This window comes from Streptomyces sp. NPDC051217, from assembly GCF_044455465.1.
GTDB lineage: Bacteria > Actinomycetota > Actinomycetes > Streptomycetales > Streptomycetaceae > Streptomyces.
Genome location: NZ_JBITEV010000006.1, coordinates 364,853 through 387,074 on the forward strand (window position 1 = coordinate 364,853; position 22,222 = coordinate 387,074).

Here is a 22,222-nt window from a genome sequence, read left to right on the forward strand (position 1 = left end):
CATGAGCACCACGACCGAACCTGTGGCGGACGCGGCCCCCGCGAAGACCGGGCCGGGGGCACACTCCCCACCCGGCGGCCGCGACCGCCGCAAGCGGCGGCCCGTCGCCGTGCAGCACTTGGCCGGCTGGCTGTTCTCCACCCCCTTCCTGGTGCTCTTCGCCGTCTTCATGGCTCTGCCGATCCTCGCGACGCTCGTCATGAGCTTCACGGACTTCGGCCTGCGCAATGTCACCGATCCCTTCTCGGCGGAGTTCATCGGCCTTGAGAACTACACGCAGTTGTTCGAGGACGAGAAGTTCCTCAAGGCCCTCTTCAACACCGCCTACTTCGTGGTCGTCGGCGTACCGCTGACCGTCGGCTTCGGGCTGGTCGTCGCGGTCCTGCTCAACAACGGCATCGACCGGGCCCGCACCTTCTTCCGGGTCGGCTTCTACGCCCCGGTCGTGACCAGCATCGTCGCGATCGCCGTCGTCTGGCGCTTCGTCCTCGACCCGTCGGACGGACTGATCGCGGGCCTCGCCTTCGAAGTCGGCCTGACCTCCCCGGACTTCCTCGGCTCCGAGGCACTCGCCATGCCCTCGCTGATCGTGATGGCCGTGTGGCGCAACCTCGGCACGGTCATGGTGCTCTTCATCGCCGGCCTCCAGGCCATCCCGCCCGACGTACGGGAGGCGGCGCGGCTGGACGGCGCGAGCACCTGGCAGGAGTTCCGCCGCATCACCGTGCCACTGCTGCGGCCCACGATGCTCTACACCACGGTCATCACCACGATCGGCTATCTCAACGTCTTCGAGGAGCCGTTCGTGATGACGCAGGGCGGCCCCTCGGACAGCACGCTCACCGTGTCGCTGTCCATGTACCGCGAGGGCTTCAACTTCTTCCACATGGGCTACGCGAGCGCCATGGCGTATGTGCTCTTCGTCGTGATCATGGCGATCACGGTGCTCCAGCTCCGTCTGCTGAAGGACAACACGAAATGAGCGCCGCACGCACCACCACTCCCCCGCCGCCGTCCTCCGTGCCCGCCGGCCCGAAGGACCCCGCGGACCCGACCTGGTCCGGCCTCAAGCCCGGTGGCGTCCCGACATCGGCCGGCGGACGGCTGAAGAAGACCGGCGTCTATGTACTGCTCTCGATCGGCCTGCTGGTCATGGCGGCGCCTTTCCTGTGGATGGGCCTGTCGGCGTTCAAGACGGACCGTGACCTGACCGCCAGCCCGCCGGTGTGGATCCCCACCGAGTGGACCTTCGAGCACTTCGGCGAACTGCTCGACCGCCTGGATGTCCCGCTCTACTTCTTCAACTCCCTCACCGTGGCCGTCCTGGTGACCCTGTCCAATCTGGTGTTCTGCTCGATGCTCGGCTACGCACTGGCCAAGCTGCGGTTCGGCGGCCGGAACAGAATCTTCGCGCTGGTGCTCGGCGCCCTGATGGTGCCCGGCAACCTGATGCTGCTGCCGCTCTTCGTCCTGATGAGCAAGCTCCAGCTGATCGACTCCTACGCGGGGCTGGTACTCCCGTTCGCCGCCCAGGCCTTCGGCGTCTTCCTGATGCGCCAGTTCATGCAGTCGATCCCCGACGAACTGCTGGAGGCGGCCCGGATCGACGGCGCCGGCGAGTGGTACATCTTCTGGCGGATCGCGATGCCGCTGGTCAAACCGGCACTGGCGACACTCTCGATCCTTATCTTCCTCGGCTCCTGGAACAACTTCGTCTGGCCACTGATCGCGACTAACGACCCAGGGAAATACACCCTCCCGGTGGCCCTCGCCACCTTCGCCACCGACCCCAACCAGTCGGACGGTTCCAACGGCATGTTGATGGTCGGCTCCCTCCTGATCATCCTGCCGGTGCTGCTGGTCTTCCTCGTCCTGCAACGGCATTTCACCCAGGGCCTCGCCACCACCGGAATGAAGTAGCCGCCGCCACCGACCTTCCCGACGCGTATCGCGGCTCCGACGCCGCCGCTCTACCGCCGCGCACTCATCGACGAAAAGGTTTGTACCGCCATGACCGAGAAGTCCACCGCTCGCGCCGACTGGGAGACCCGTATCGGGAAGCCCAGCGATCAGCGGCTCGCCGGCATCGGGGAACTCCCCGCCCCCGTCGGCCTGTCCGCCGAGGACGGCACCGGCCATGTGCTGCTGACCTGGCAGCCGGTGGAGAGCTCGCTCGGCTATCTCGTGCACCGCGCCGACTCCGTCGAGGGCCCCTACGAACCGCTCGACCACCTCGGCGGCGATGTACTCGCCGTGCCCCATCCCCCTTACGCCGACACCCTCGTCGAGCCCGGTCGCATCTATCACTACAAGGTCGCCACCTGGTCCGACAGCGGAGCCGGCGCCCTCTCCCAGGCGGCCTTCGGCCGCGCCAAGCCCGCCGACTCCGGCCCCGCCCCGGTCACCGTCACGGTGGACGCGGCGGCGCCGGCCACTCCTCTCCCCGGCGTCTGGAACCGGATGATGGGCGCCGAGCACTTCTCCCTGCTGGCCTGGGACAAGCCCGGTGCGGGCGGCTCGGACGTCGCGAAGGAGTACGCCCGGGCCCTGGAGATCGTCCGCGACGAGATCGGCGTCCGCTCCGTGCGAGCGCACGGCACCTTCCTCCCGGAGACACTCACCGTCCAGCCGGACGGCTCCTTCGACTTCTCCGGCCTGGACGAGGTCTACGACCGGTTCCTGGCGACCGGTCTCCAGCCCGTCGTCGAACTCTCCTTCATGCCGAAGGAACTGGCCGCCGACCCCCACTACAGGGTGTTCGACTACCGGGCCCTGGTGTCCAAGCCCGCCGTGTGGGAGCACTGGGGCGACCTCTGCCGCGAGTTGACCGTCCACCTCCAGGACCGGTACGGCAAAGACACCGTCGCGGGCTGGGAGTTCGAGGTCTGGAACGAGGCCAATCTGGAGGTCTTCTGGAACGGCACCCAGGACGACTACCACCGGCTCTACGAAGTCGCCGTCCGCGCCGTGAAGGGTGTCGACGAGCGGATCAAGGTCGGCGGCCCGTCGTCCGCCGCGGCCGGCTGGGTCGGCGCCCTCCTTGAGTACTGCCAGGAGCGCGACGTCCCCGTCGACTTCATCTCCACCCACACCTACGGCAATGCCCCACTCGACTTCCGTCCGATGACCCGCGCGTTCGCGGCGGCGACCGGACGGCCCGAGCCGGAGATCCTGTGGACCGAATGGGGCGTCACCCCCACCCACTTCCACCGGGTCAGCGACTCCGTCTTCGCCGCTCCGTTCGTCCTGCGCGGCATGAAGAGCGCGCTGTCGTCGACCGACGCGCTCGCCTACTGGGTCGCCTCCGACCAGTTCGAGGAACTGGGCTGGCCGCCCCGCCTCTTCCACGGCGGATTCGGTCTGCTCACGGTCGGGAATCTGCGCAAGCCGCGCTTCTGGGCGCTCTATCTCCTCTCCCAGCTGGCGGGCGGGCGGATCCCCGCCGTGGTCACGGGCGACGGCGCCGAGGCGCTGGTGGAGTCCCTGGCCACTCGCGCCGACGACAGCTCCACCGTCGACGTCCTGCTCTGGAACGGCACGCTCGACCAGTCCAAGATCGACGGCTCCGCGCCCCTGGACCGCACGGCGACCGTGCGGGTCACCGGACTTGAGCCGGGCGCGGGATACACCGCCTTCTCCCGCCGGGTCGACGAGCAGCACGCCAACATCCAGGCCGTCTGGAACGACCTCGGCGGCGGCGACTGGCCGGACGAGCCCCAGTGGGCGAAGCTGCGGTCCGCCGACGAGCTGCCGGTGGAACCCCTCGGATCCTTGGTCGCCGACGACGCGGGCACGGCGACGCTGACCGTCCCGCTGCCCAACCCCGGCATCCGCTTCCTGCGCCTCACCCGCACCTGATCGCCCCCACAGTCCCGGGGACCGGCGGCGCCTGACAGCCGTCGGTCCCCGTGCCAACACCGCCGCCATGGCCGGACCTCCGCCCATTCCTCCGGCCATGGCGGCGGCCAAAAACCTGGCCCAGGCACCGACCCTGGCCACAACTCCACATCTGCCAAGGGGAGCTGGACTCTCATGGACCGTCGTACATTTCTCGCCGCCGCGGGGACAGGGGCCACCGCCCTGTCCCTCGGTGCCGTCACCACACCCGCCATATCCGCGCCGGCCGCGGCCGCGTCGCGTGCTCGTGTTGTTCATGCCTCTGATACACCGCTGCTGCGTCGCTGGTTCCGCGACACGTATCACTCGATCGAGGTGATGACGACCGACATCGGTCTCGCCGCCGACAAGATCGACCTCGAAGCGCCGGGCGGGCCCGCCCCCTCGCAGAACACCTCACCCACCAACATCGGCTGCGGGCTGTGGTCCACCGTCGCGGCCGCCGGACTCGGCGTCATCGACCAGGACACCCTGCGCCGCCGGCTCGACCTCACCGTCACCGCCGTCGAGAAGCTCGAACGTCACCACGGCTTCTGGCTCAACTGGTACGACGCCCACGACGGCTCGGTGCTCACCAATTGGCCCGGCACCGGCGACCCGGTCCGTCCTTTCCTCTCGTCGGTCGACAACGCGTGGCTGGTGACGGGTCTCCTCATCGCCGCAGACGCGGACAGCCGGCTGCGCCCCCGCATCGCGAGGCTCCTCGCCACCGCGGACTGGTCGTACTTCTACACGCCCTACGACGCCGCGGACCCCGTGGCCAACCCCGGCCAGCTCCGGGGCGGTTTCTGGACCGACACCGGCGAGCCGACGGCCCACCATTACGGAGCGCTCAACACCGAGCCGCGCATGGCCAGTTATCTGGGGATCGCCGACGGCAGCATTCCCTCGGACCACTACTGGCACATGTTCCGCACGATGCTCCCCGAGCACGGTCAGGAGCAGTCGCCCGGCGGGGCGTACGACACCGTGGACGGCATCCGTCTCTGGCAGGGGCACTACACCTACCGGGGCCGCAAGCTGGTCCCGACCTGGGGCGGCTCGATGTTCGAAGCCCTGATGGTGCCGCTGTTCGTGCCCGAGCCGGAGTGGTCCCCCCGCTCGTGGGGCACCACCCACCGCCGCTTCGTCCGCTCGCAGATCGAGCATGGACTGGAGGAGGCGGAGTACGGCTACTGGGGATTCTCCCCCGCTGAGGTGCCCGAAGGCGGTTACCAGGAGTACGGCGTGGACGCGATCGGCATGAACATCGACGGATACGCCTCGAACACCGACCGCACCCATGTCACGCACGGTGAGCCCCTGCCGCCCGCTTCCGCCTACACCAACGGGGTCGTGACCCCGCACGCCTCGTTCCTCGCCCTCCCCTACGCACGGTCGGAGGCCCTCGCCAACCTCAAGGCGATCGCGTCGGACTTCGGCGCGTACGAGGACGGGTTCGGTTTCCGGGACTCGGTCAACGTGGGGACCGGACACGTGAGCGGCTCCGCTCTGGCCCTGGATCAAGGCATGATCGCCGCCGCTCTCGCCCAGGAACTGCGCCCCGGTCTGCTGCAGCGCCCCTTCCGCACCGGCGGTTTCACCTCACGTATCCGCCCGATGCTGGCCAAGGAGCGCTTCAGCATCTGAGTCCCGCCCCGGACTGCGAGAGGCCGACCGGCGCCACCGCACGTGTGGCGCCGGTCGAAACGGCACCGAGCCCGGCGCTTCGGGCGCCCGCACCGGGCGCACAGTCCGGTCGCGGACCACCGAGGCCGGACATAGCCTCCCAAATGTGACACGGATAGTAAGCCGTAACCGGACTCGAACAGCCGGCCGGAGCCTCCTGGCCATGCTGCTGACGGCTGGGTGGCTGCTGATGCCCGCCGTCTCGCCGAACGCGCGCGCCGAGGATCCCGTCACCCTTCCGCATCAGGGGCAGATCACCGACAAGGTCGATGCACTCGAAGGCCGGCAGCGGGCGGTGACCGCATCGCTCGACCGGCTGTACAGCGACGCCCGTATCCATCTCTTCGTCGTCTACGTGCGTGACTTCTCCGGCAGGACCGGGCAGAGCTGGGCCGCCGCGACCGCCGAGCGAAACAGTCTGGGCCGCGACGACATCCTGCTCGCCGTCGCCACTCATGACCGTCAGTACGCGTGCTCCGCCGCGGCCGGCTCCCCTCTTACGAAAGGCAGGCTCGCGGAGGTGGCGAGGACGGCCGTCGAACCCGCTCTCCGGGAGAACGACTGGGCGGGAGCGGCGATCGGGGCGGCCGACGGCTACCGCGCGGCTGCGACCGGCGCGCCCATCCCCACGCCCGCCGTCTCGCCCGGCCCGGCGGACCCGGACGAAGAGGCCGCCTCCAACCGGTCGGGCAGCGCCCTTGTCCTCCCTGTCGTCCTGGTGGGCGGCGCGGCGGCTCTCGCCGCGTACGCCTACATCAAGCGCAAGCGCCGTGCCTCGACCCGTACGACGCCGAAGGGCGGCCAGGAAGGCTGGGGAGGGGCGGGTCAGTCGCCGCGGACGCCGCTGCCGGAGCTCGACCGAAGGGCGGGACAGGCACTCGTCGAGACGGACGACGCCGTGCGCACCAGCGAGGAGGAACTCGGCTTCGCCACGGCACAGTTCGGGGAGAACGCGACGCGACCGTTCCAGGACGCCGTGACGTACGCGAAGGGGGAGCTGGCGTCCGCCTTCCGGCTGCGCCAGCAGCTGGACGACGCGTTCCCTGACGACGACGACGCCCGGCGCCGCATGCTGGACGAGATCGTCGCCCGGTGTACGGACGCCAACAGCCGACTGGACGCCGAGTCCGCGGACTTCGACCGGCTGCGTGCCATGGACCGCAACGCCCCGGAGACGCTGACCGCCGCCGAGGCCGCCTTCCGGAGCCTGAGCGGCAGGACCGTCACGGCCGCCGCCACCCTCGCCGCGATGCGGCAGCGGTACGCGGAGTCGGCGTCGGCCCCCGTCGAGGGCGCTGTCGAACAGGCGGACGACCGGCTGGTGTTCGCGACGACGAACCTGGACAACGCGCGCCGCTCGATCGAGGCGGGCGACAACGGAACCGCGGCGGTTCATGTACGTGCGGCGGAGAGCGGCGTCGGGCAGGCGGCGATCCTGGTCGAGGCGGTGGAGCGGCGCGTACGCGAACTCGCCGGGGCGGGCGGCGAACTCCCGGCCTCGCTGACCGATCTGGAGACCGATCTGGCAGACGCTCGCGACCTGCTCGAAGGCATGGCGGAAGGGACACCCACGGCAGATCTTGAGGGGCGGATCGCGCGCGCCGAGGCGGTGATCGCCGACGTGCGGCAGGAACAGGCCGCCGGGCCGCACGACCCGATCGACGCCCTGCGCAGGGTCGAGGAGGCGGACGCGGTGCTGGACGAGGCTCTCGCGGGCGCGCGCGAGCGCGAGGTGGGTGGACGCCGGGCACTGGCGCTGCTCGACCGGGCGTCGCTCGGTGCCCGCTCGGCGGCCGTCGCTGCGGCCGGCTACATCTCGACGCATCGCGGTGCGGTGGGCAGCGAGGCCCGTACCCGGCTGGCGGAGGCACAGCGGCGGCTCGACCAGGCCGGGAAGCTGACGGAGCTGGGCGACACGCAGGGCGCGCTGGCCGAGGCCCAGCACGCGGACGGTCTCGCCAGGCAGGCGCAGAACCTCGCCGAGCGGGATGTGCGGTCGTTCGGGAACCGGTCCCGCCCGGGCGGTGTAACAGGGGCAGGAAACGGGCTCGGCGGTGCCGTGCTCGGCGGAATCATCCTCGGCGGCCTGTTCGGCGGCGGAGGTGGACCTGGTGGGGGTGGCGGCTTTGGCGGGGATTTCGGCGGCGGTGGGAGCGGCCGTAATGCTGGTCCTGGCAGTTTCGGGGGCGCCGGCACTCGCGGCCGGATGGGCGGCAGCGGCCGTTTCTGAGGCGATTTCCCTTGTCCATCAGGCAAGGAAGGTGCAGCTCAACGACCAAGCAGACCATTCCCGGCCGTGTCGCCCAGCCGTCGAAGGCCAATGTCAACGACGTGCTGGACCAGGCGGAGGCCAGGGGGACGAGCAATCAGGAGTTGGCCGACCCGTCGCTGGACGCCCCGTTCGAGCAGTTGGAGAGCCTCGGGGACACGGCGGAGACCGAGGCGCGACCATCCGCGCCGAAAAGCGCCTGACCGCGCTCCCACCGGCACCGCACCTGCCGGCGGGCGTGGTGCGGCCGGTCCGGCCGACGCCTTCTCGTAGGTCGGCCGGTGTGGGTGGCGCGGGGTCAGAACATGCTGAGGAGCTGTTCGACGGTGGGCTCCGTCGTCGAGTCCCCGTCGGGCAGGGCGAGTTCGAACCAGACCGTCTTGCCCCGTGGGGTGCGGCGCGACCCCCAGGCGGCGCTGAGCAGGCCAACCAGCTGGAGCCCGCGACCACCCTCGTCGGTGTCGCGCGCCCGTCGCCTGCGCGGCTGCACGAGACCCGCGTCCCACACCTCGCAGACCAGGGTGCGGTCACGGAGCAGCCGCAGCCTGATCTCACCCTCGCCGTAGCGCATCGCGTTGGTGACCAGCTCGCTGACGAGCAGTTCGACGGTGTCCACGAGTGGTTCGAGGCCCCAGGAGTGGAGCTGGGCGCGGGCGACCTCGCGGGCGCGGCCGACGGAGCGTGGCTCGCGCGGCAGTTGCCAGTCGCCGACGGCTTCGGCGGGCAGGCCCTGTATGCGGGCCATCAGCAGCGCGATGTCGTCCTCACCGTGCCGGGTGTCGAGCGTGTTGAGTACGTGGTCGCAGACGTCTTCCAGAGGCCGTACGGGACTGGTGAGCGCCCTCCGGAAAGCCGTGAGCCCTTCATCGATCGGATGGTCGCGGGACTCGACGAGACCGTCCGTGTAGAGCGCGAGCAGCGCGTCTTCGGGAAGGTCGACCTCGACCTGCTCGAAGGGTTCTCCACCGACGCCGAGGGGCATCCCGGGCGGTACGTCGAGGAGCAGCGCCTCCTCACCGGGTTCGACCAGTACCGGAGGGGGATGGCCGGCGTTGGCGAAGGTACAGCGGCGGGTGACCGGGTCGTAGACGGCGTAGACGCAAGTCGCGAGATACACCTCGGAGAGGTCGGCGTCCCGCGACTTGTGGGCGACGCGGGAGGCCTGCTGGGCGCCGCTCGGTGTGCCGAGGCCACGGGCGATCTCGTCCAGCGCGGAGAGGACCTCGGCGGGCTCCAGGTCGAGCAGTGCCAGGGTGCGCACGGCCGTGCGGAGTTCGCCCATGGCGACGGCGGCGCGCAGCCCCCGTCCCATCACGTCGCCGACGACCAACGCCGTCCGGTGTCCCGGCAGTTCTATGACGTCGAACCAGTCTCCGCCTACCTCGGTGGCGGTGTTGCCCGGCAGATAGCGGCAGGCTATGTCCAGCCCGGCGGCCTCGGGGTCGCCGGGCGGGAGCAGACTGCGCTGCAGTATCAGCGCGCGTTCGTGCTCCCTCCGGTAGAGGCGGGCGTTGTCGATGCAGACGGCGGCGCGGGCCGCGAGTTCCACGGCGAGGGCACGGTCCCGTTCCCCGAAGGGCTCGCTGCCCTTGGTCCTGGAGAACTGGGCGAGTCCCACCACGGTGTCGTGCGCGACCATCGGCACGGCGAAGGTGGACTGGATGAGGCTGCCGGGCCCGCCGGGCACCGTCTGGACCCGCCCGGTGCGCAGGGCATTCGCGCAGGGCGAGTTGAAGGGGTATCGGTGGACGGCCCCGGCCGACGGAGGCTCGACAGCGCCGTCGCCCGTCAGGTCGGCTCCGAGCAGGGGCGCGTCGGCTACGGCGCTGGCGACGGCGACTCGCCGCAGGGCCGCGCTGCCACCGCCGGAATCGGAGCCGGAGGAGCCACCGCGTCCGGGCGGGGCCTCCTCACCGGTGAGCAGCCCCTGGTAGAGGTCGACGGAAGCAAGGTCGCAGAAGCCGGGAACGGAGACGTCGAGGAGTTCCTTGGCGGTGGTCTCCAAATCGAGGGAGTTGCCTATCCGGGCGCTCGCCTCGTTGAGGATCGCGAGATTGCGGCGGGCGCTCGCGGCCTCGCGCGCGGCGATCTGACGACGTGTGACGTCGCTGCCGAGACCGGCGACGCCGATCGTGCGGCCGGCCCCACTGAGCACGCGGTAGAGGTTGACCGACCAGTGCCGGCGTTCCTTGCCGCCCGGGGTGACACCGACGATCTGGATGTCGGTGGCGGATTCGCCGGTCTCCAGGACCCGCTTGAGAGAGGCGGTCAACCGTTCGGCCTCGGGACGGGAGAGATAGTCGTGGACCGTGCGGCCGCGGTGCTCGTCCGCGGAGCCGCCGAAGACAGCGGCGAAGCGCTGGTTGGCCCGCTGGACGGTGAGGTCCGTGCCGAACAGCACGAAGCCGAAGGGAGATTGACCGAAAATAGCCTGCGAAGAGGCGAGATCCGTCTCGATCCGGCGCAGTGCTCGGACGTCCACCACGATGCAGAGCGCGGCCCGTTCGCCGTTCTCCGTCTCACTGGGCATCACATAGACCTCGGCGAGGCCGTGCATGCCCCGTTCGCCGGGGACCCGGAACGGGACGAGCCCGGTCCACTCCTTGCCGTCAAGGATCTCAGCGATCTTGCTGTGCCCTCGCGTACGCAGGTCGGAGGGTACGAACACCTCAACCGGGTCCTTGCCCCTGACCTCGTCCGGAGTGATTCCGAACAGCTCAGCGGCTCGCAGACTCCACTGGTCGACCAGCCCGTCGGGCCCGATCGAGAAGGAAGCGACCCTGATGTAGTCATAGATCGAGCCGGGCGGACTGCTCTGCCACACGACGTCGTCCGCCGTTCCAGATATCTCGCTCACGCGACCGTCCCCTCCAGCTCACGCACCGGACCGGCCATCCCCGCAGTATTCAGCACTACGGCCCTGACAGGCACGGCGTTCACGATCACAGCACAGTCTCGTTCTTTTTGAGCCGAGACCCTCGTGATCGTTGTCCCTCAACACTCCTAACCAGGGAGGGGCAGCTCGAACCACACCGTCTTACCCGTCTTCCCCCGGCGTGTACCCCAGCGCCGCGCCGAGCAAGCGACGAGCTGAAGCCCCCGGCCCCCTTCGTCGTCGGGGCCGGCAGAGCGTGCGGTCGGCGGATCGGGGAGCGGATCGGACACCTCCACCAGCAGCGCGGCACCGGTGACGTCCGCGGGGCCCAAGGGGACAACAGCCAGCCTGACACCGATCGGCCCCGCTGTGTACTGAAGGGAATTGGTGGCCAGCTCACTGACCAGCAGGACGGCCGTATCACGAACGGAGTGGTCCAGCAGCCAGGCGCCGAGGGCACCGCGTACCGCGTGGCGTGCGGTACGTACGGCATCCGGCTCGGCTGGGAAGGTCCACTCGGCGTAGGTGCTCTCCGCCTCGATCAAGCCGACCACTTCCCCAGACTGACAGCAGACCCATGCCCCTTATGGGAGGGTTTATCAGCACATACCCGGAAACAGAGACGATCTATCTTGACGGAGGGTCATGTCAGCTCGCCCGACGCCCTGAGGTCGTCGAAGAGAAGCTGGTCCACGGGAGCCACCCGACCCCGGTCGCCGTAGGAGAGCCAGCGGATCTCCTCGATCTCGTTCGCCGCGGCCGGCGTGCCCCGGTAGTCGCCGGAGTAGCAGCTCATCCGGACGAGGACACCGTCGGGCTGACCGTGGGCCTGGGCCTCATAGGTACCCAGATGGGTCGCCGTGGCCGGAAGAACGGCCACGGCCAGTTCCTCCTCGACCTCGCGCACCAGGGTCTCCAGATCGGTCTCCGCGCCTTCGCGCTTCCCCCCGGGGATATAGAAGACATCCTTCCCGCGGGAACGCGCACAGAGGATCCTGCCCTGCTCCACCCGGACCCACGCGACCGTGTCGATCAAGACCGTTGCAGCTCCGCCGTCACTCATGCGCCGGATCGTAACGCGCTCATCGGTGCGTACTCGACGAGGGGGCGGGGTCCGGAGCCCGCGAGGTCAGCGGCTGGTCTGCTGCAGGCGCTCGACCCAGTAGAGCTGCTTGTGACCCTTGATGCCGAGGCTGTCGGCGGTCTTCTGCGCCTCGTCCTTCGTAGCGTACCTGCCCACGCGGTACCGGTTTCCGTTGTCGTCCTGACGTATGACCAGCCAGGGCAGCACAGCACCGCCGTCGCTCATCGCCCCCCTCCCGCCAACGGTCCGTACCACTCGGACGATCTGCTGGAAACCCCAATCCGCATATGCCCGAGCCTACGCCTGACCTTCACTCAGCGGATGCGCGTTTACACAAAGAGGTACACATCTGGCCAAGAAGATTCGTCGCCCCAAGGGGGCAGCCGCATAGGCGCCCGTCATCTCCCCGCGTACGACTCCCTGTTGAGGCGGCACTTCACCGTCCCGGACCGAGGGGGCGGCGCTTCGCTCTGCCGGTTGTCACCGGAGCTTCATCTGACCGGAAGGTGATAGGCGACGCGGTAACGGTCCGCCGGGACGACCACGTCCGCCGTTTCGACCGCGCGACCGGACGCGTAGTACGTCCGCTCCAGGACCATCACCACATGGCCGGGTACACCGCCGAGCAACAGGAACTCCTCCGCCAGCCCCGGGCGCGCGCCGATCTCCTCCACCACGTTGTCCACCACGACCCCGATGGCCGCCATCCGCTCCACGACCCCGCACCCCCCGAGCGGCCCCTCCTCGGGAAGCATCACCGGCGTGCGTCCCGTGACCTCCAGGGGCTCCCACGAGGTGGAGAGCATCATCGGCTCCCCCGCGTCCCTGAAGACGTAGCGCGTACGCATCGCGGGGTCGCCCGGTTGTATGCCGAGTCGCGTCGCGATCTCCGGGGCAACCTCGTCGCGTTCGCTGCTCGACTCCCACGTACCGCGCATCCCGTCCACGGCCTGCTCCTGCCGGAAGGGGTTGGCGCCGGACGGCGGCCGGTAGCCGGAGCGGGCGATACGACGCGGGACGGGCCTCTCGCGGACGTAGGTGCCCGACCCGGAACGGCCCTCGACCAGCCCTTCCGCCATCAGCACCTTGCGTGCTTCGAGGGCGACCGTGTCCGAGACCCCGTACTCCTCGCGGATCCGGGCCTGGGACGGCAGTCGGGTGTGCGGCGGCAGAGCACCATCGACGATCTTCCGCCGAAGATCACTGGCGACGCGCAGATAGGCCGGCTGCTCACCGAAAGCCACAGGGCCACTCCCAACAAGTTGACAGACAGCAACACCCTGGCAACCGTTGGTTGTTGACCGCAAGCATAGGCCACGCTTTCACATGCAGTGACAAGGAGCGGTGTACGCAGGGGCTTTGCCGCGTACGGCTCCCCCGGAGCCTGTCATGCTGGTCGCATGACGACGTATCTCTGCCCGGTCGACGGCGCCCACGCCGCCGTCGACTCGGCCCCCTGGTGCTGCCCCGAGTGCGGCGGCCCTTGGGACCTGGAGTTCACCGCATCGCCCGTGCCCCTCAAGTCCCTTGGGCAGCACGTGAATTCGCTGTGGCGGTACGAGGAGGCGCTGCCGCTCCCGACAAAAGCCGTGTCTCTCGGCGAGGGCCGTACGCCGCTGGTGCCGATGACGCCCACCGTCTCCGCGAAGCTCGACTTCCTGATGCCGACCCTCTCCTTCAAGGACCGGGGCGCCGTGATGCTGGCCGAACTGGCCCTGCGGCTGGGACCGGAGCGCGTCCACCGTGTCGTCGCCGACAGCAGCGGCAACGCGGGGACGGCCGTCGCCGCGTACTGCGCCCGGGCCGGGCTGAGTTGCACCGTGTACGTCCCGGAGTCCACGTCGCCAAAGAAGACCGAGCAGATCCGCGCCCACGGCGCACGCCTCGAACGCGTGAAGGGCGACCGTGAGGCCACCGCGCGAGCCGCCCGCGCCGCGGCCGACGAGGCGGGCACGTTCTACGCGAGCCATGTGTACAACCCGTTCTTCCTGCACGGCACGAAGACATACGTCTACGAGCTCTGGGAGGACCTCGGCGGCAGCCTCCCCGAGGCGATCGCCGTCCCCGTAGGCAACGGCACACTGCTGCTCGGCGCCTCGCTGGCGACCGCCGAGCTCCACGCGCACGGACTCATCGCGGAGCGCCCCCAGTTGATCGCGGTCCAGGCCGAGGCCGTCTCACCGCTGGCCGCAGCCTTCCACGCGGGAGAAGACGACCTCAGTTCCGAATTCCTCGGCACGCTCAAGACCCCGGCTCCCACCCTCGCCGAAGGCATCGCCATTCCGCGGCCACCGCGCGCCCGCCAGATCCTCCGAGCGGTACGCGAATCGGGCGGGACGTTCCTCACCGTGACCGAAGACCAGATTCGCGTGGCGCAGTTGGAGCTGGCGTCGCACGGTCTCTTCGTGGAGTCGACCGGTGTCGCCTGCTGGGCGGCCGTCGGCGAGTGGACCGACCGAACGGTGACCGTCCCCCTGTGCGGTGCGGGCGCCAAGACGGGACTCGCCGTCTGACGACGCCCGGTCAGTCCACCCAGTACGTGTCGTGCTTGATGAAGAACGCCGTGCGCTCCTCGTCCGTCATCCGCCCGACCGTGGAGACCTTCTCGAAGTACTCCTCGCGCGGAGCGCCGGGCGCGAACAGGATGAGCGTGGAGGCGGGCTCGTCCGAGTCGTTCCGGAAGCCGTGGAGTCCGCCCGGCGGCACATACAGGAAATCGCCCTTCTCCGCGTCGATCCAGCGCTCACCGTCGTACAGCCGGACCGTCCCCTCCAGGATGTAGAACGACTCCGAGATCGTCTTGTGGAAATGAGTGCTCGGGCCGCCGCCCCTCGGCACCATGTCCATCCGGTAGAGCCCGAACTCACCGCCGGTCGACACGCTGGACGCCACGAAGTTCGTCTCGGTGCCCGACGGGGACCGCACGTCGGCGGGGGTACTCGCGGGCCGGAACACCGCGTTGACCTCGCCCTTGTCCCCGTGGTGGCGGGGTTCCGGGTACGACATGTTCTGCACTCCCTCGGCGCGACGCACGACGCGTGGCCGACCGGTCACGCCACCGCCATCATGCCCATCGCGGATTTCTCTGTCCCGGGAACCCCACCGAAGCCACGGTTGTTCACACAGAGTGACCATGCGACGGAATCCCTTCCCGCCCCTCCCTCAAGCGCCGGGGGTGAACTCCACGCCGATCTGCCTCGCGATCGCGAAGTAGTCCTCCAGGTGCCAGGTCCGCACGACGCACCCGCACTTCGGCCGCGCCGCCGCCGAGCTGCATGTCGCGCAGCCGTCCCTGAGCCGGCAGATCAGCCGGCTCGAGGCCCAAGTGGGAGCGCGGCTTCTCTGCCGTACGAGGCAAGGCACGCGGCTCACGGAAGCCGGAGAGGCATTCCTCCCCCACGCACGCGACCTGCTGCGCCTGTCCGATCAGGCCGCGGCCACCGCCCGCCGCCGCACGGCCCACCCGCATCACCGTCGGCTGCACCACCGGCCTGATCGTCACCCCGGCGGTCCAGCACCTGCGGCGCAAGCACCCGGACGCCGACGTACGCACGCTGCACCTGGAGTGGAACGAGCCGCGCGAGGCCCTCCTCGACCGCCGCGTCGACGCGGCGATCACCCGGCTGCCGCTGCGAAGCGAGGACCTGCACGAGACGGTCCTCCACGACGAGCCCAAGATGCTGCTCGTCCCGGTCGGACACCGGCTGGCGGGCAAGGAGTCGGTCACCCTCGACGGCATCAAGGGCGAGCCGATGCCGCGCTTCCCGGATCGGGAGGACGACGCGTACTGGCGCATCGACCCACGGCCCGGAGGCCGCCGGCGCCAGACGGACCCGCGGTCGAGTCGATCGAGGACAAGCTCGAACACATCGCGGCCGGGCAGGCGGTGGCGATCACCCCGGCCACCGCGCACGCGGCCGGCATCCGCCCCGACCTCACCACGATCCCGCTGCGGGGCGTCGAGCCGGCCACGTGGCCGCGGTCCGCACGTCGGCACGGAGTGCCTGACCGCTTGAAGCCACATGCCACATGGCATGGGTTCGAGTCACACGTGAAGCGGGATGTTTGTCCCAGCGCTCCCACCTGCAAAAACGCTGACTCCGAGGGGGCTCTCCCAGCACCATCCCAGCACGGGAGCTCTATCCCAGCACCTTGCGGCTCAGAGGCCACGCCGGCCACGCCACAAGCAGCCGCCTCCACGCAGATCTCCGATCCCTGCAATGCCTGAGGCCGGTCCGCCGCGATGAGGGGCATCGGCCGCATGGCGTTCTGTAGGGCCGTACGGCAGCGGCCCCAGGCGCTCGGCAGTAGATGCCCGTAGATGTCGATCGTGGTCTTGACCGACCGGTGGCCCAACCAGCGTGAGACCTCGTGAATCGGGACGCCGTGGGCCAAGGCGGTCGAGGCGAAGAAGTGCCGCAGGCTGCCAGGCGTGTATGTCGCCTCGCCGTCCGCATCGACCAGGCCAGCCGACTGGCACGCCTGTTTGAAGCCCCCGGGACACCGATGATGACGCCGAAGATGATCGCGACGATGATGCCCGAGATCTACATGTCTCTTATCCTGTCGCGTTCAAGCCCGATGTGAGCTTCTTGTTCCCGCCACGCGACTGTTCAGACAAGAGCCGTGGTTTTTCGGACTTTCCCCGTCGGCCCGGCGGGATGTGCCCTCGGTGCGGTACGCCACCTCTATTGTTCTACAGACTTGTAGAGGTACACAGGCCCTGGTCGCAGCGGACATGGCGGCTTGTGATGCCGCTAACCGCGCGTATGTGAAGGAGTGAACGCCACCATGGTGTTCAAACAGCTACTCGGCTCTCTCGGCGTCGGCGGACCCACCGTGGACACGGTCCTGGATCCCGGCGTGGCAGTGCCGGGCGGGGTCTTGCGGGGCCAGGTGCAACTCAAGGGCGGCGATTCCGACTTCGACATCGAGCAGATCACTCTGGAACTCATCGCCAGGGTCGAGGCCGAGACCGAGGACGCGGAGCACGAAGGCACCGTCGTTTTCGAGCGGTTCACGGTGGGCAGTGCCTTCCGGCTCGCTGAGGGGGCACGGTTTAGCGTCCCCTTCTCCGTGACGCTGCCTTGGGAGACACCGGTCACCGAGCTGTACGGCCAGCCGCTGGGGATCGTGCTCGGGATGCGTACCGAACTGGCGGTGGCCGGAGCGAAGGACAAGGGCGATCTGGATCCGCTCGCGGTGGGGCCACTGCCGGTACAGGAGGCGATTCTGGAGGCTCTGGGGCAGCTCGGTTTCGACTTCAGGTCCGCGGATCTGGAGTACGGCCGGATCGGCGGCACCGGCCAACAGCTGCCGTTCTACCAGGAGATCGAGCTCGCACCGTCCCCCCGTTACGCGCACGCCATGAGTGAGATCGAGGTGACTTTTCTCGCCCATCCCGGCGGAGTGGAAGTGGTGTTGGAGGCCGACAAGCGTGCTGGTCTCTTCTCTTCGGGCCACGACGCGCTCACCTCTTACAGCGTCAGCCACACCGAAGTCACTCAGCATGACTGGAACACCGAAGTCGACGGGTGGGTACGCCAACTCGTCGAGCACCGCTCCTCTCAGGGTCACGGCGATCCGCACGGCGACTACGCGCACGGGGATGAGCGCGGCCATGGTGCGCACCATCACCAGGACGGCGGACACCGCTCCGGCCCCGGGATGGGCACCGTCGTAGCCGCCGGGGCCGCGGGGCTCGCGGTGGGGGTCGTCGGTGGCATGGTCGCCGCCGAAGTCGTGGACGAAGTGGGTGACTTCTTCGAGGGGGAGGGCGAGGAAGAGGGCGACGAGGGCTGAGAACAGCCCTCAGGTCCCATGCCGCCCACCCAGCGACGCGGCACCCGCTCGTCGTACCGGGTAACCCGGCGACGAAGCGGATCAGGACGGCGAAACGCTCGTGCTCGCCCTCCAGCCCGCGTTGCATTCGCCGAGTGCCAGGCGCGCGCCGCCGGCCGGCTTCGCCGTCCACCGGAAGAACAGTCCGGACCGCCTGCGCTCCACGGCGTGTTTGGTGTGCAGGCGGATCGGGATGGTCATCACCGTGGTGTACGCGAGACCGGTACGAGCTGCTCAGGCACTCAGGCCGCCGCCGGGTCCGGTTCGACGGCCCCGGCGGAGCCGGGACAGCGTTTCTCCCTCAAACTCACTGGTCCTCTTCCGCGCGTCGAGGGGTGTTCCGGGACGGCGTCCGGTTCCTCGTCGTCCACTTGCCCGCTCCCTCGGTCGCCTCGCCGCATGCGGCAAGTACGGGGCCCCGGACCCTCACCCGACCGGAAAGACCCCCTGCCACTCATCTCTACAGTCCTGTAGATTTCTTTCGCGTCGCCGACTGTCCGGGCCGCGTGGCCAGGCGCTTAGCCGCTGGAGGGAGAGTCATGGGGTGACAATGCCGAGGGCAGCAGATCGGCAGGGATAACTCCGATCCGCGCCGCCGCGCGGACGGAACAGGGAACTTGCCGCTCCCCACGCCACCACGGGCATCTCTCAGCCATATGTCAGGAGCCTCCTGCGGTTATGGCCCCGGGCCGACCGACTGGGCCCCAGACGCCGGCCCTCTCCAAAACTCTGTCACCCACTACAGGGAGTACACGGATACTTATGTTCGGCATCAGTGAGATCGCCATCATCCTCATCGTCGTCATATTGATCTTCGGCGCCAAGAAACTCCCTGACCTGGCGCGTTCCGCCGGGAAGTCGGCGCGCATCCTCAAGAGCGAAGCCAAGGCGATGAAGTCCGACCAGGCTCAGCCGCCGGCGGCGGGCCATGTGTCTTTCGAGGAGGGCTCACCTCCCCGCGTCATTCCCGGCGAGGTGTCCAACCCGCGCCCCACGCCTTCTCCGGGCAGTGACGTGCCACGCCCGTAGTCCGTCTTCTACAACCCCCGGGCCGCCCCCGGGTGTCGACGCCTCCTCTTCGGCGATTCCGGCGACTGACGACTCGACGCGGGGCCGGTGGGTGGTTACGAGCGGGCTGAGAACCTTTCACCCCTCGGCCCTGTCGTATCCGGTCTGTCCTCCTCGGGGCGGGCGTGGGCGAGTCCGGCCTCGATGGTGTCCAGGGCTCGTCTCGCGGCGGCAAGCTGTTCCCGGAGGTCACGCCGCGCGTCAGGGGTAGTTCCTCGGTGCCGTGGTCCCGCGTCCGTCGCGGCTTCCATCTCCCTTGCTTCCTGTAGGGAGTTGATGACGACGCCGATGAGCAGGTTCACGAGGACAAACGAGCCGAGCAGGACGAAGGAGGCGAAGTAGAGGAAGGTCCAGCGGGAGATTTCCAGACCCGTCCGTACCGCGTCGCCGAGGCCGTCGAGGGTGATGAGGAGGAACAGGGTGAGGGCCGCGCGGCCGAGCGAGCCGTAGTGTTCAGGGTCCGCGGCGGCGAAGAAGACCCAGCCGATCATCGCGTAGACGTACAGGAGCAGCGCGCCGACGAGTATGAAACTCACCGTGCCCGGCAGGCTCTTGCCGACAGCGACGATGACGATGCGCAGCTGGGGGAGGAACCGGGCCGCGCGCACGACGCGGGCCAGGCGCAGGAGCCGCAGTACGGTGGCGTTCTCGCGTGCGAAGGGCATGAAGGCCAGGCTGACCACCGCGAGGTCGAAGAAGTTCCACGGATCGCGGAAGAAGTCCTTGGGGCGGTCGGCGGAGGCCGCGGCGCGCAGCAGGATCTCGGCTGTGAAGGCCGCGAGGAAGACGTGTTCGGCCGCCTTCAATGTGTCGTACCACTGCTCCACGGCGCCGGTGTAGGTCTCGACTCCCAGCAGAACGGCGTTGCCGAGGATGAGGCAGAAGACCGCGGCGGTGAACGCGGCTGACTCGGTGATACAGCGTGTACGGACCGCCACGGCGCGGCGTAAGTGGGTGGTCCGTTCGGCCATCGCGATGTCGCTTTCTTACCTCGGGGTTCGTGCGGGTGGCCAGGCGCTCAGTTGTCGCTCTTCGCGGGGCCGACGAGTTCTTCCAGCAGATCTTCCATGGTGACGAAACCGAGGACGGTGCCCTTGTCGCCGGCCACGGCCGCCAGGTGGGTTCCGGCGGACCGCATCGCGGTCATCGCGTCGTCGAGTGGTGTGTCGATCTCGACGCGGACCACCGGACGGACGGCGACGGGAGCCAAAGGCCGGTCACGTTCTACCACCCCAAGGGCGTCCTTGACGTGCAAATATCCCTTCACTTCGCCGCCCGGCCCGGTGACCGGCAGACGGGAGAATCCCGAGGTGGCCGCGGCTCGTTCCAGTTGACGCGGCGTGATGTCGTGCTCAACCGTGACTGTCTTTCCGAGCGGCACCATCACTTCACCAACGGGCCGGGTTCCCAGCTCAAGGGCGTCGCGCAGCCGTTCCCCGTCGGCCGGGTCGATCAGGCCGGCGTCGCTGGAGCCCTTGACCATCCGGACGAGTTCCTCGTCCGTGAAGACCGAGGCGACCTCGTCCTTCGGATCGACCTTCATCAATCGCAGCAGCACGTTGGCGAAGGCGTTGATACCGAAGATCACCGGCCGCAGGGCGCGGGTCAGGGCGACGAGTGACGGGGCGAGGATCAGCGCGGTCCGCGCCGGAGCGGCGAGCGCGATGTTCTTCGGGATCATTTCGCCGATCAGCATGTGCAGGTAGGTGGCCAGGGTCAGCGCGATCACGAAGGCGATGGGGTGGACCAGGCCGTCGGGCACACCGATGGACCCGAACGGCGGTTCAAGGAGGTGTGCGATGGCCGGCTCCGCCACCGCGCCGAGCACGAGGGAGGAGATGGTGATGCCGAGCTGGGCGGTGGCCATGGCCGCCGACAGATGCTCCAGCCCCCACAGGGTGTTCCTGGCTCGTGTGTTGCCCTTGAGCGCGGCAGGCTCGATCTGGCTGCGCCGTACGGAGATCAGGGCGAACTCGGCCCCGACGAAGAAGGCGTTGGTGAAAAGCGTGAAAGCACCGATGGCCAGCTGGAGGGCTGTCATGAGGGCTCCGTGTCGTTCGGTGCGGCCGGGGACGGCTCGGGGGCCGTGACGCGGACGCGGTCGGCACGGTGATGCTCGATACGGAGCACGGCCAGGTGCCATCCCTGGACGTCGAGACGGTCCTGGAGGGCGGGGATGCGTCCCAGCCTGTCGGCGATCAGACCGGCGAGGGTCTCGTAGGAACCCTCGGGGGCCTCGAACCCTATGCGTTCGAGCTCGTCCAGGCGGATGCCGCCGTCCGCCTCCCAGACTGCACGTCCGTCCGAGGCGGGCTCACGCTCCACCAGATCGGGGTACTCATGGAGGTCGTGTTCGTCGCGGACTTCGCCGATGACCTCCTCCACGATGTCCTCCACCGTTGCGATGCCCGCGGTACCGCCGTATTCGTCGACGACGACGGCCATCGTGCGGCTCTGCCTCAGCCGTCGCAGCAGCCGGTCCACGGGCAGCGAGTCGGGTACCCGCAGCGGCTCGGTCGTCAGCGCGGTGACCGGGGTGTCGCCCCGCACCGCTTCGTCGAGGGCCAGCACGTCACGGATGTGGACGGTGCCGACGATCTCGTCGAGGCTGTCGCGGTGGACGGGGAAACAGGAGAAGCCGGTCGCGAGAGCCAGGTTCACCGCGTCGGCAGCGGTGGCGTGGACCGCCAGAACCCGCATGTCGACGCGTGGCGTCATGACGTTCTCGGCGGTCAACTCGGCCAGGTGAAGTGTGCGGACGAACAGTTCGGCGGAGTCCTTCTCGATGGCGCCCTCGCGGGCCGAGTGCCGTACGAGGGCGACGAGTTCCTCCGGGGTACGAGCCGAGGCCAGCTCCTCGGCAGGCTCCAGGCCGAAACGGCGTACGGCACGGTTCGCGGTGTTGTTCAGATGCCGGATCAGCGGGGCGAAGCAGGCCGTGAAGCCCCGCTGCGGGGCCGCCACCACCTTCGCCACGGCCAGCGGACTGGCGATCGCCCAGTTCTTCGGCACGAGCTCGCCGACCACCATGAGCACCACGGTTGACACAGCGACGCCGAGCACGGTGGCGGCGGTCGAGACGCCGCCGGAGGGCAGGCCGGTGGCCTCCAGCGGGCCGCGCAGCAGCACGGACAGGGAAGGCTCCGCCAGCATGCCGATCACCAATGAGGTTACGGTGATGCCCAGTTGGGCGCCGGACAGCTGGAAGGTCAGCCGTTTCGCGGCCTTCAGGGCGCTGTCGGCGCCCCGCTCCCCTGCCTGGGCGGCGCGCTCCAACTCGCCGCGTTCAACGGTCGTCAGGGCGAACTCGGCCGCGACGAAGACTGCGCAGGCAAGGGTGAGTGCGAGGGCGAGAAGCAGCAGGACCACCGCGCTCATCGCGGCACCTCCGTCTTGGGGCTCGGCGTGACGGCGATGACGCCGACTACGCCGGGAGGTTCAACCATTATGGACTCACATCTTTCTGTCGATTCGGTCGACCGGAAGACGGACGGAAAGGGATCGCGCACAGTCGGATCCT

General features: G+C 69.1%; 19 protein-coding genes and 2 pseudogenes. 10 read left to right on the forward strand and 11 right to left on the reverse strand.

What is annotated here, in order from left to right; genetic code table 11:
* Nucleotide 1: 1 nt before the first annotated feature.
* The 6 genes from ACIBBB_RS17205 (at nt 2) to ACIBBB_RS17230 (ending at nt 8,037) form a co-directional block, all read left to right on the forward strand.
* A complete protein-coding gene (locus ACIBBB_RS17205) occupies nt 2-982 on the forward strand; it encodes a carbohydrate ABC transporter permease (RefSeq protein ID WP_398982646.1) in 981 nt (326 codons plus the stop codon).
* Complete coding sequence (locus ACIBBB_RS17210) at nt 979-1,920, forward strand: carbohydrate ABC transporter permease (RefSeq protein WP_398982648.1); 942 nt, start codon at nt 979-981, stop codon at nt 1,918-1,920. Before ACIBBB_RS17205 ends, ACIBBB_RS17210 begins: the two co-directional genes overlap by 4 nt.
* A 90-nt stretch (nt 1,921-2,010) precedes the next feature.
* Nucleotides 2,011-3,858 (forward strand): glycoside hydrolase, encoded by a 1,848-nt coding sequence (locus ACIBBB_RS17215; RefSeq protein ID WP_398982650.1) that lies wholly within the window; start codon nt 2,011-2,013, stop codon nt 3,856-3,858.
* 174 nt (nt 3,859-4,032) lie between these two features.
* Nucleotides 4,033-5,526, forward strand: coding sequence for a glucoamylase family protein (locus ACIBBB_RS17220; RefSeq protein WP_398982652.1), 1,494 nt, complete (start codon nt 4,033-4,035; stop codon nt 5,524-5,526).
* A 202-nt stretch (nt 5,527-5,728) separates the two neighbouring features.
* The gene (locus ACIBBB_RS17225; protein ID WP_398982654.1) at nt 5,729-7,795 is read left to right on the forward strand and encodes a TPM domain-containing protein; all 2,067 of its coding nucleotides are present in this window, start codon (nt 5,729-5,731) and stop codon (nt 7,793-7,795) included.
* Between the two features lie 11 nt (nt 7,796-7,806).
* Complete coding sequence (locus ACIBBB_RS17230) at nt 7,807-8,037, forward strand: hypothetical protein (RefSeq protein ID WP_398982656.1); 231 nt, start codon at nt 7,807-7,809, stop codon at nt 8,035-8,037.
* 95 nt (nt 8,038-8,132) lie between these two features.
* Here the strand turns inward: ACIBBB_RS17230 and ACIBBB_RS17235 are convergent, their stop codons facing one another.
* From ACIBBB_RS17235 to ACIBBB_RS17255, 5 genes are all read right to left on the reverse strand, one after another.
* Nucleotides 8,133-10,691 (reverse strand): SpoIIE family protein phosphatase, encoded by a 2,559-nt coding sequence (locus ACIBBB_RS17235; protein WP_398982658.1) that lies wholly within the window; start codon nt 10,689-10,691, stop codon nt 8,133-8,135.
* A 146-nt stretch (nt 10,692-10,837) separates the two neighbouring features.
* The gene (locus ACIBBB_RS17240; protein WP_398982660.1) at nt 10,838-11,263 is read right to left on the reverse strand and encodes an ATP-binding protein; all 426 of its coding nucleotides are present in this window, start codon (nt 11,261-11,263) and stop codon (nt 10,838-10,840) included.
* Nucleotides 11,264-11,352: 89 nt separating this feature from the next.
* Entirely contained in the window at nt 11,353-11,772 is a 420-nt protein-coding gene (locus ACIBBB_RS17245; RefSeq protein ID WP_398982662.1) for an NUDIX domain-containing protein, read from the reverse strand.
* 66 nt (nt 11,773-11,838) lie between these two features.
* Entirely contained in the window at nt 11,839-12,018 is a 180-nt protein-coding gene (locus tag ACIBBB_RS17250; protein ID WP_398982664.1) for an SPOR domain-containing protein, read from the reverse strand.
* A 266-nt stretch (nt 12,019-12,284) separates the two neighbouring features.
* Nucleotides 12,285-13,037 carry a GntR family transcriptional regulator gene (locus tag ACIBBB_RS17255; protein WP_398982666.1) on the reverse strand — a complete coding sequence of 251 codons (753 nt, stop codon included), beginning with the start codon at nt 13,035-13,037 and terminating at the stop codon, nt 12,285-12,287.
* 156 nt (nt 13,038-13,193) lie between these two features.
* Between ACIBBB_RS17255 and ACIBBB_RS17260 the strand changes: the two genes are divergently transcribed.
* A complete protein-coding gene (locus ACIBBB_RS17260) occupies nt 13,194-14,306 on the forward strand; it encodes a threonine synthase (protein WP_398982668.1) in 1,113 nt (370 codons plus the stop codon).
* Nucleotides 14,307-14,316: 10 nt separating this feature from the next.
* Here the strand turns inward: ACIBBB_RS17260 and ACIBBB_RS17265 are convergent, their stop codons facing one another.
* Nucleotides 14,317-14,799: a cupin domain-containing protein gene (locus ACIBBB_RS17265; protein WP_398982670.1), complete on the reverse strand. Its 483-nt coding sequence runs from the start codon at nt 14,797-14,799 to the stop codon at nt 14,317-14,319.
* Nucleotides 14,800-15,064: 265 nt separating this feature from the next.
* Here ACIBBB_RS17265 and ACIBBB_RS17270 point away from each other — a divergent pair.
* Nucleotides 15,065-15,763: pseudogene (locus tag ACIBBB_RS17270) on the forward strand (LysR family transcriptional regulator); the annotation flags it as partial.
* A 398-nt stretch (nt 15,764-16,161) separates the two neighbouring features.
* On the opposite strand, the pseudogene ACIBBB_RS17275 reads toward ACIBBB_RS17270, so the two are convergent.
* Nucleotides 16,162-16,257: pseudogene (locus ACIBBB_RS17275) on the reverse strand (site-specific integrase); the annotation flags it as partial.
* Nucleotides 16,258-16,584: 327 nt separating this feature from the next.
* Here ACIBBB_RS17275 and ACIBBB_RS17280 point away from each other — a divergent pair.
* Nucleotides 16,585-17,595: a sporulation protein gene (locus tag ACIBBB_RS17280; protein WP_398982672.1), complete on the forward strand. Its 1,011-nt coding sequence runs from the start codon at nt 16,585-16,587 to the stop codon at nt 17,593-17,595.
* An 81-nt stretch (nt 17,596-17,676) separates the two neighbouring features.
* Here the strand turns inward: ACIBBB_RS17280 and ACIBBB_RS17285 are convergent, their stop codons facing one another.
* The gene (locus ACIBBB_RS17285; protein WP_398982674.1) at nt 17,677-17,835 is read right to left on the reverse strand and encodes a hypothetical protein; all 159 of its coding nucleotides are present in this window, start codon (nt 17,833-17,835) and stop codon (nt 17,677-17,679) included.
* A gap of 561 nt (nt 17,836-18,396) precedes the next feature.
* Between ACIBBB_RS17285 and tatA the strand changes: the two genes are divergently transcribed.
* Nucleotides 18,397-18,663, forward strand: a complete 267-nt coding sequence (tatA, locus tag ACIBBB_RS17290) for a Sec-independent protein translocase subunit TatA (RefSeq protein WP_398982676.1) — start codon at nt 18,397-18,399, stop codon at nt 18,661-18,663.
* Nucleotides 18,664-18,758: 95 nt separating this feature from the next.
* Here tatA and ACIBBB_RS17295 read toward each other — a convergent pair whose 3' ends face one another.
* From ACIBBB_RS17295 to ACIBBB_RS17305, 3 genes are read right to left on the reverse strand one after another with little or no spacing between them, the layout of a single operon-like run.
* The gene (locus ACIBBB_RS17295; protein ID WP_398982678.1) at nt 18,759-19,673 is read right to left on the reverse strand and encodes an ion transporter; all 915 of its coding nucleotides are present in this window, start codon (nt 19,671-19,673) and stop codon (nt 18,759-18,761) included.
* 47 nt (nt 19,674-19,720) lie between these two features.
* Nucleotides 19,721-20,743: a hemolysin family protein gene (locus tag ACIBBB_RS17300; protein WP_398982680.1), complete on the reverse strand. Its 1,023-nt coding sequence runs from the start codon at nt 20,741-20,743 to the stop codon at nt 19,721-19,723.
* Nucleotides 20,740-22,080, reverse strand: coding sequence for a hemolysin family protein (locus ACIBBB_RS17305; RefSeq protein WP_398982682.1), 1,341 nt, complete (start codon nt 22,078-22,080; stop codon nt 20,740-20,742). The genes ACIBBB_RS17300 and ACIBBB_RS17305 overlap by 4 nt, the downstream gene beginning before the upstream one ends.
* Nucleotides 22,081-22,222 lie beyond the last annotated feature (142 nt).

Coding starts and splice junctions, on each gene's coding strand:
- ACIBBB_RS17205 (WP_398982646.1), top strand. CDS start 2: ATGAGCACCACGACCGAACCTGTGGCGGACGCGGCCCCCGCGAAGACC.
- ACIBBB_RS17210 (WP_398982648.1), top strand. CDS start 979: ATGAGCGCCGCACGCACCACCACTCCCCCGCCGCCGTCCTCCGTGCCC.
- ACIBBB_RS17215 (WP_398982650.1), top strand. CDS start 2,011: ATGACCGAGAAGTCCACCGCTCGCGCCGACTGGGAGACCCGTATCGGG.
- ACIBBB_RS17220 (WP_398982652.1), top strand. CDS start 4,033: ATGGACCGTCGTACATTTCTCGCCGCCGCGGGGACAGGGGCCACCGCC.
- ACIBBB_RS17225 (WP_398982654.1), top strand. CDS start 5,729: ATGCTGCTGACGGCTGGGTGGCTGCTGATGCCCGCCGTCTCGCCGAAC.
- ACIBBB_RS17245 (WP_398982662.1), bottom strand. CDS start 11,772: ATGAGTGACGGCGGAGCTGCAACGGTCTTGATCGACACGGTCGCGTGG.
- ACIBBB_RS17250 (WP_398982664.1), bottom strand. CDS start 12,018: ATGAGCGACGGCGGTGCTGTGCTGCCCTGGCTGGTCATACGTCAGGAC.
- ACIBBB_RS17260 (WP_398982668.1), top strand. CDS start 13,194: ATGACGACGTATCTCTGCCCGGTCGACGGCGCCCACGCCGCCGTCGAC.
- ACIBBB_RS17265 (WP_398982670.1), bottom strand. CDS start 14,799: ATGTCGTACCCGGAACCCCGCCACCACGGGGACAAGGGCGAGGTCAAC.
- ACIBBB_RS17280 (WP_398982672.1), top strand. CDS start 16,585: ATGGTGTTCAAACAGCTACTCGGCTCTCTCGGCGTCGGCGGACCCACC.
- ACIBBB_RS17285 (WP_398982674.1), bottom strand. CDS start 17,835: ATGACCATCCCGATCCGCCTGCACACCAAACACGCCGTGGAGCGCAGG.
- tatA (WP_398982676.1), top strand. CDS start 18,397: ATGTTCGGCATCAGTGAGATCGCCATCATCCTCATCGTCGTCATATTG.
- ACIBBB_RS17295 (WP_398982678.1), bottom strand. CDS start 19,673: ATGGCCGAACGGACCACCCACTTACGCCGCGCCGTGGCGGTCCGTACA.
- ACIBBB_RS17300 (WP_398982680.1), bottom strand. CDS start 20,743: ATGACAGCCCTCCAGCTGGCCATCGGTGCTTTCACGCTTTTCACCAAC.
- ACIBBB_RS17305 (WP_398982682.1), bottom strand. CDS start 22,080: ATGAGCGCGGTGGTCCTGCTGCTTCTCGCCCTCGCACTCACCCTTGCC.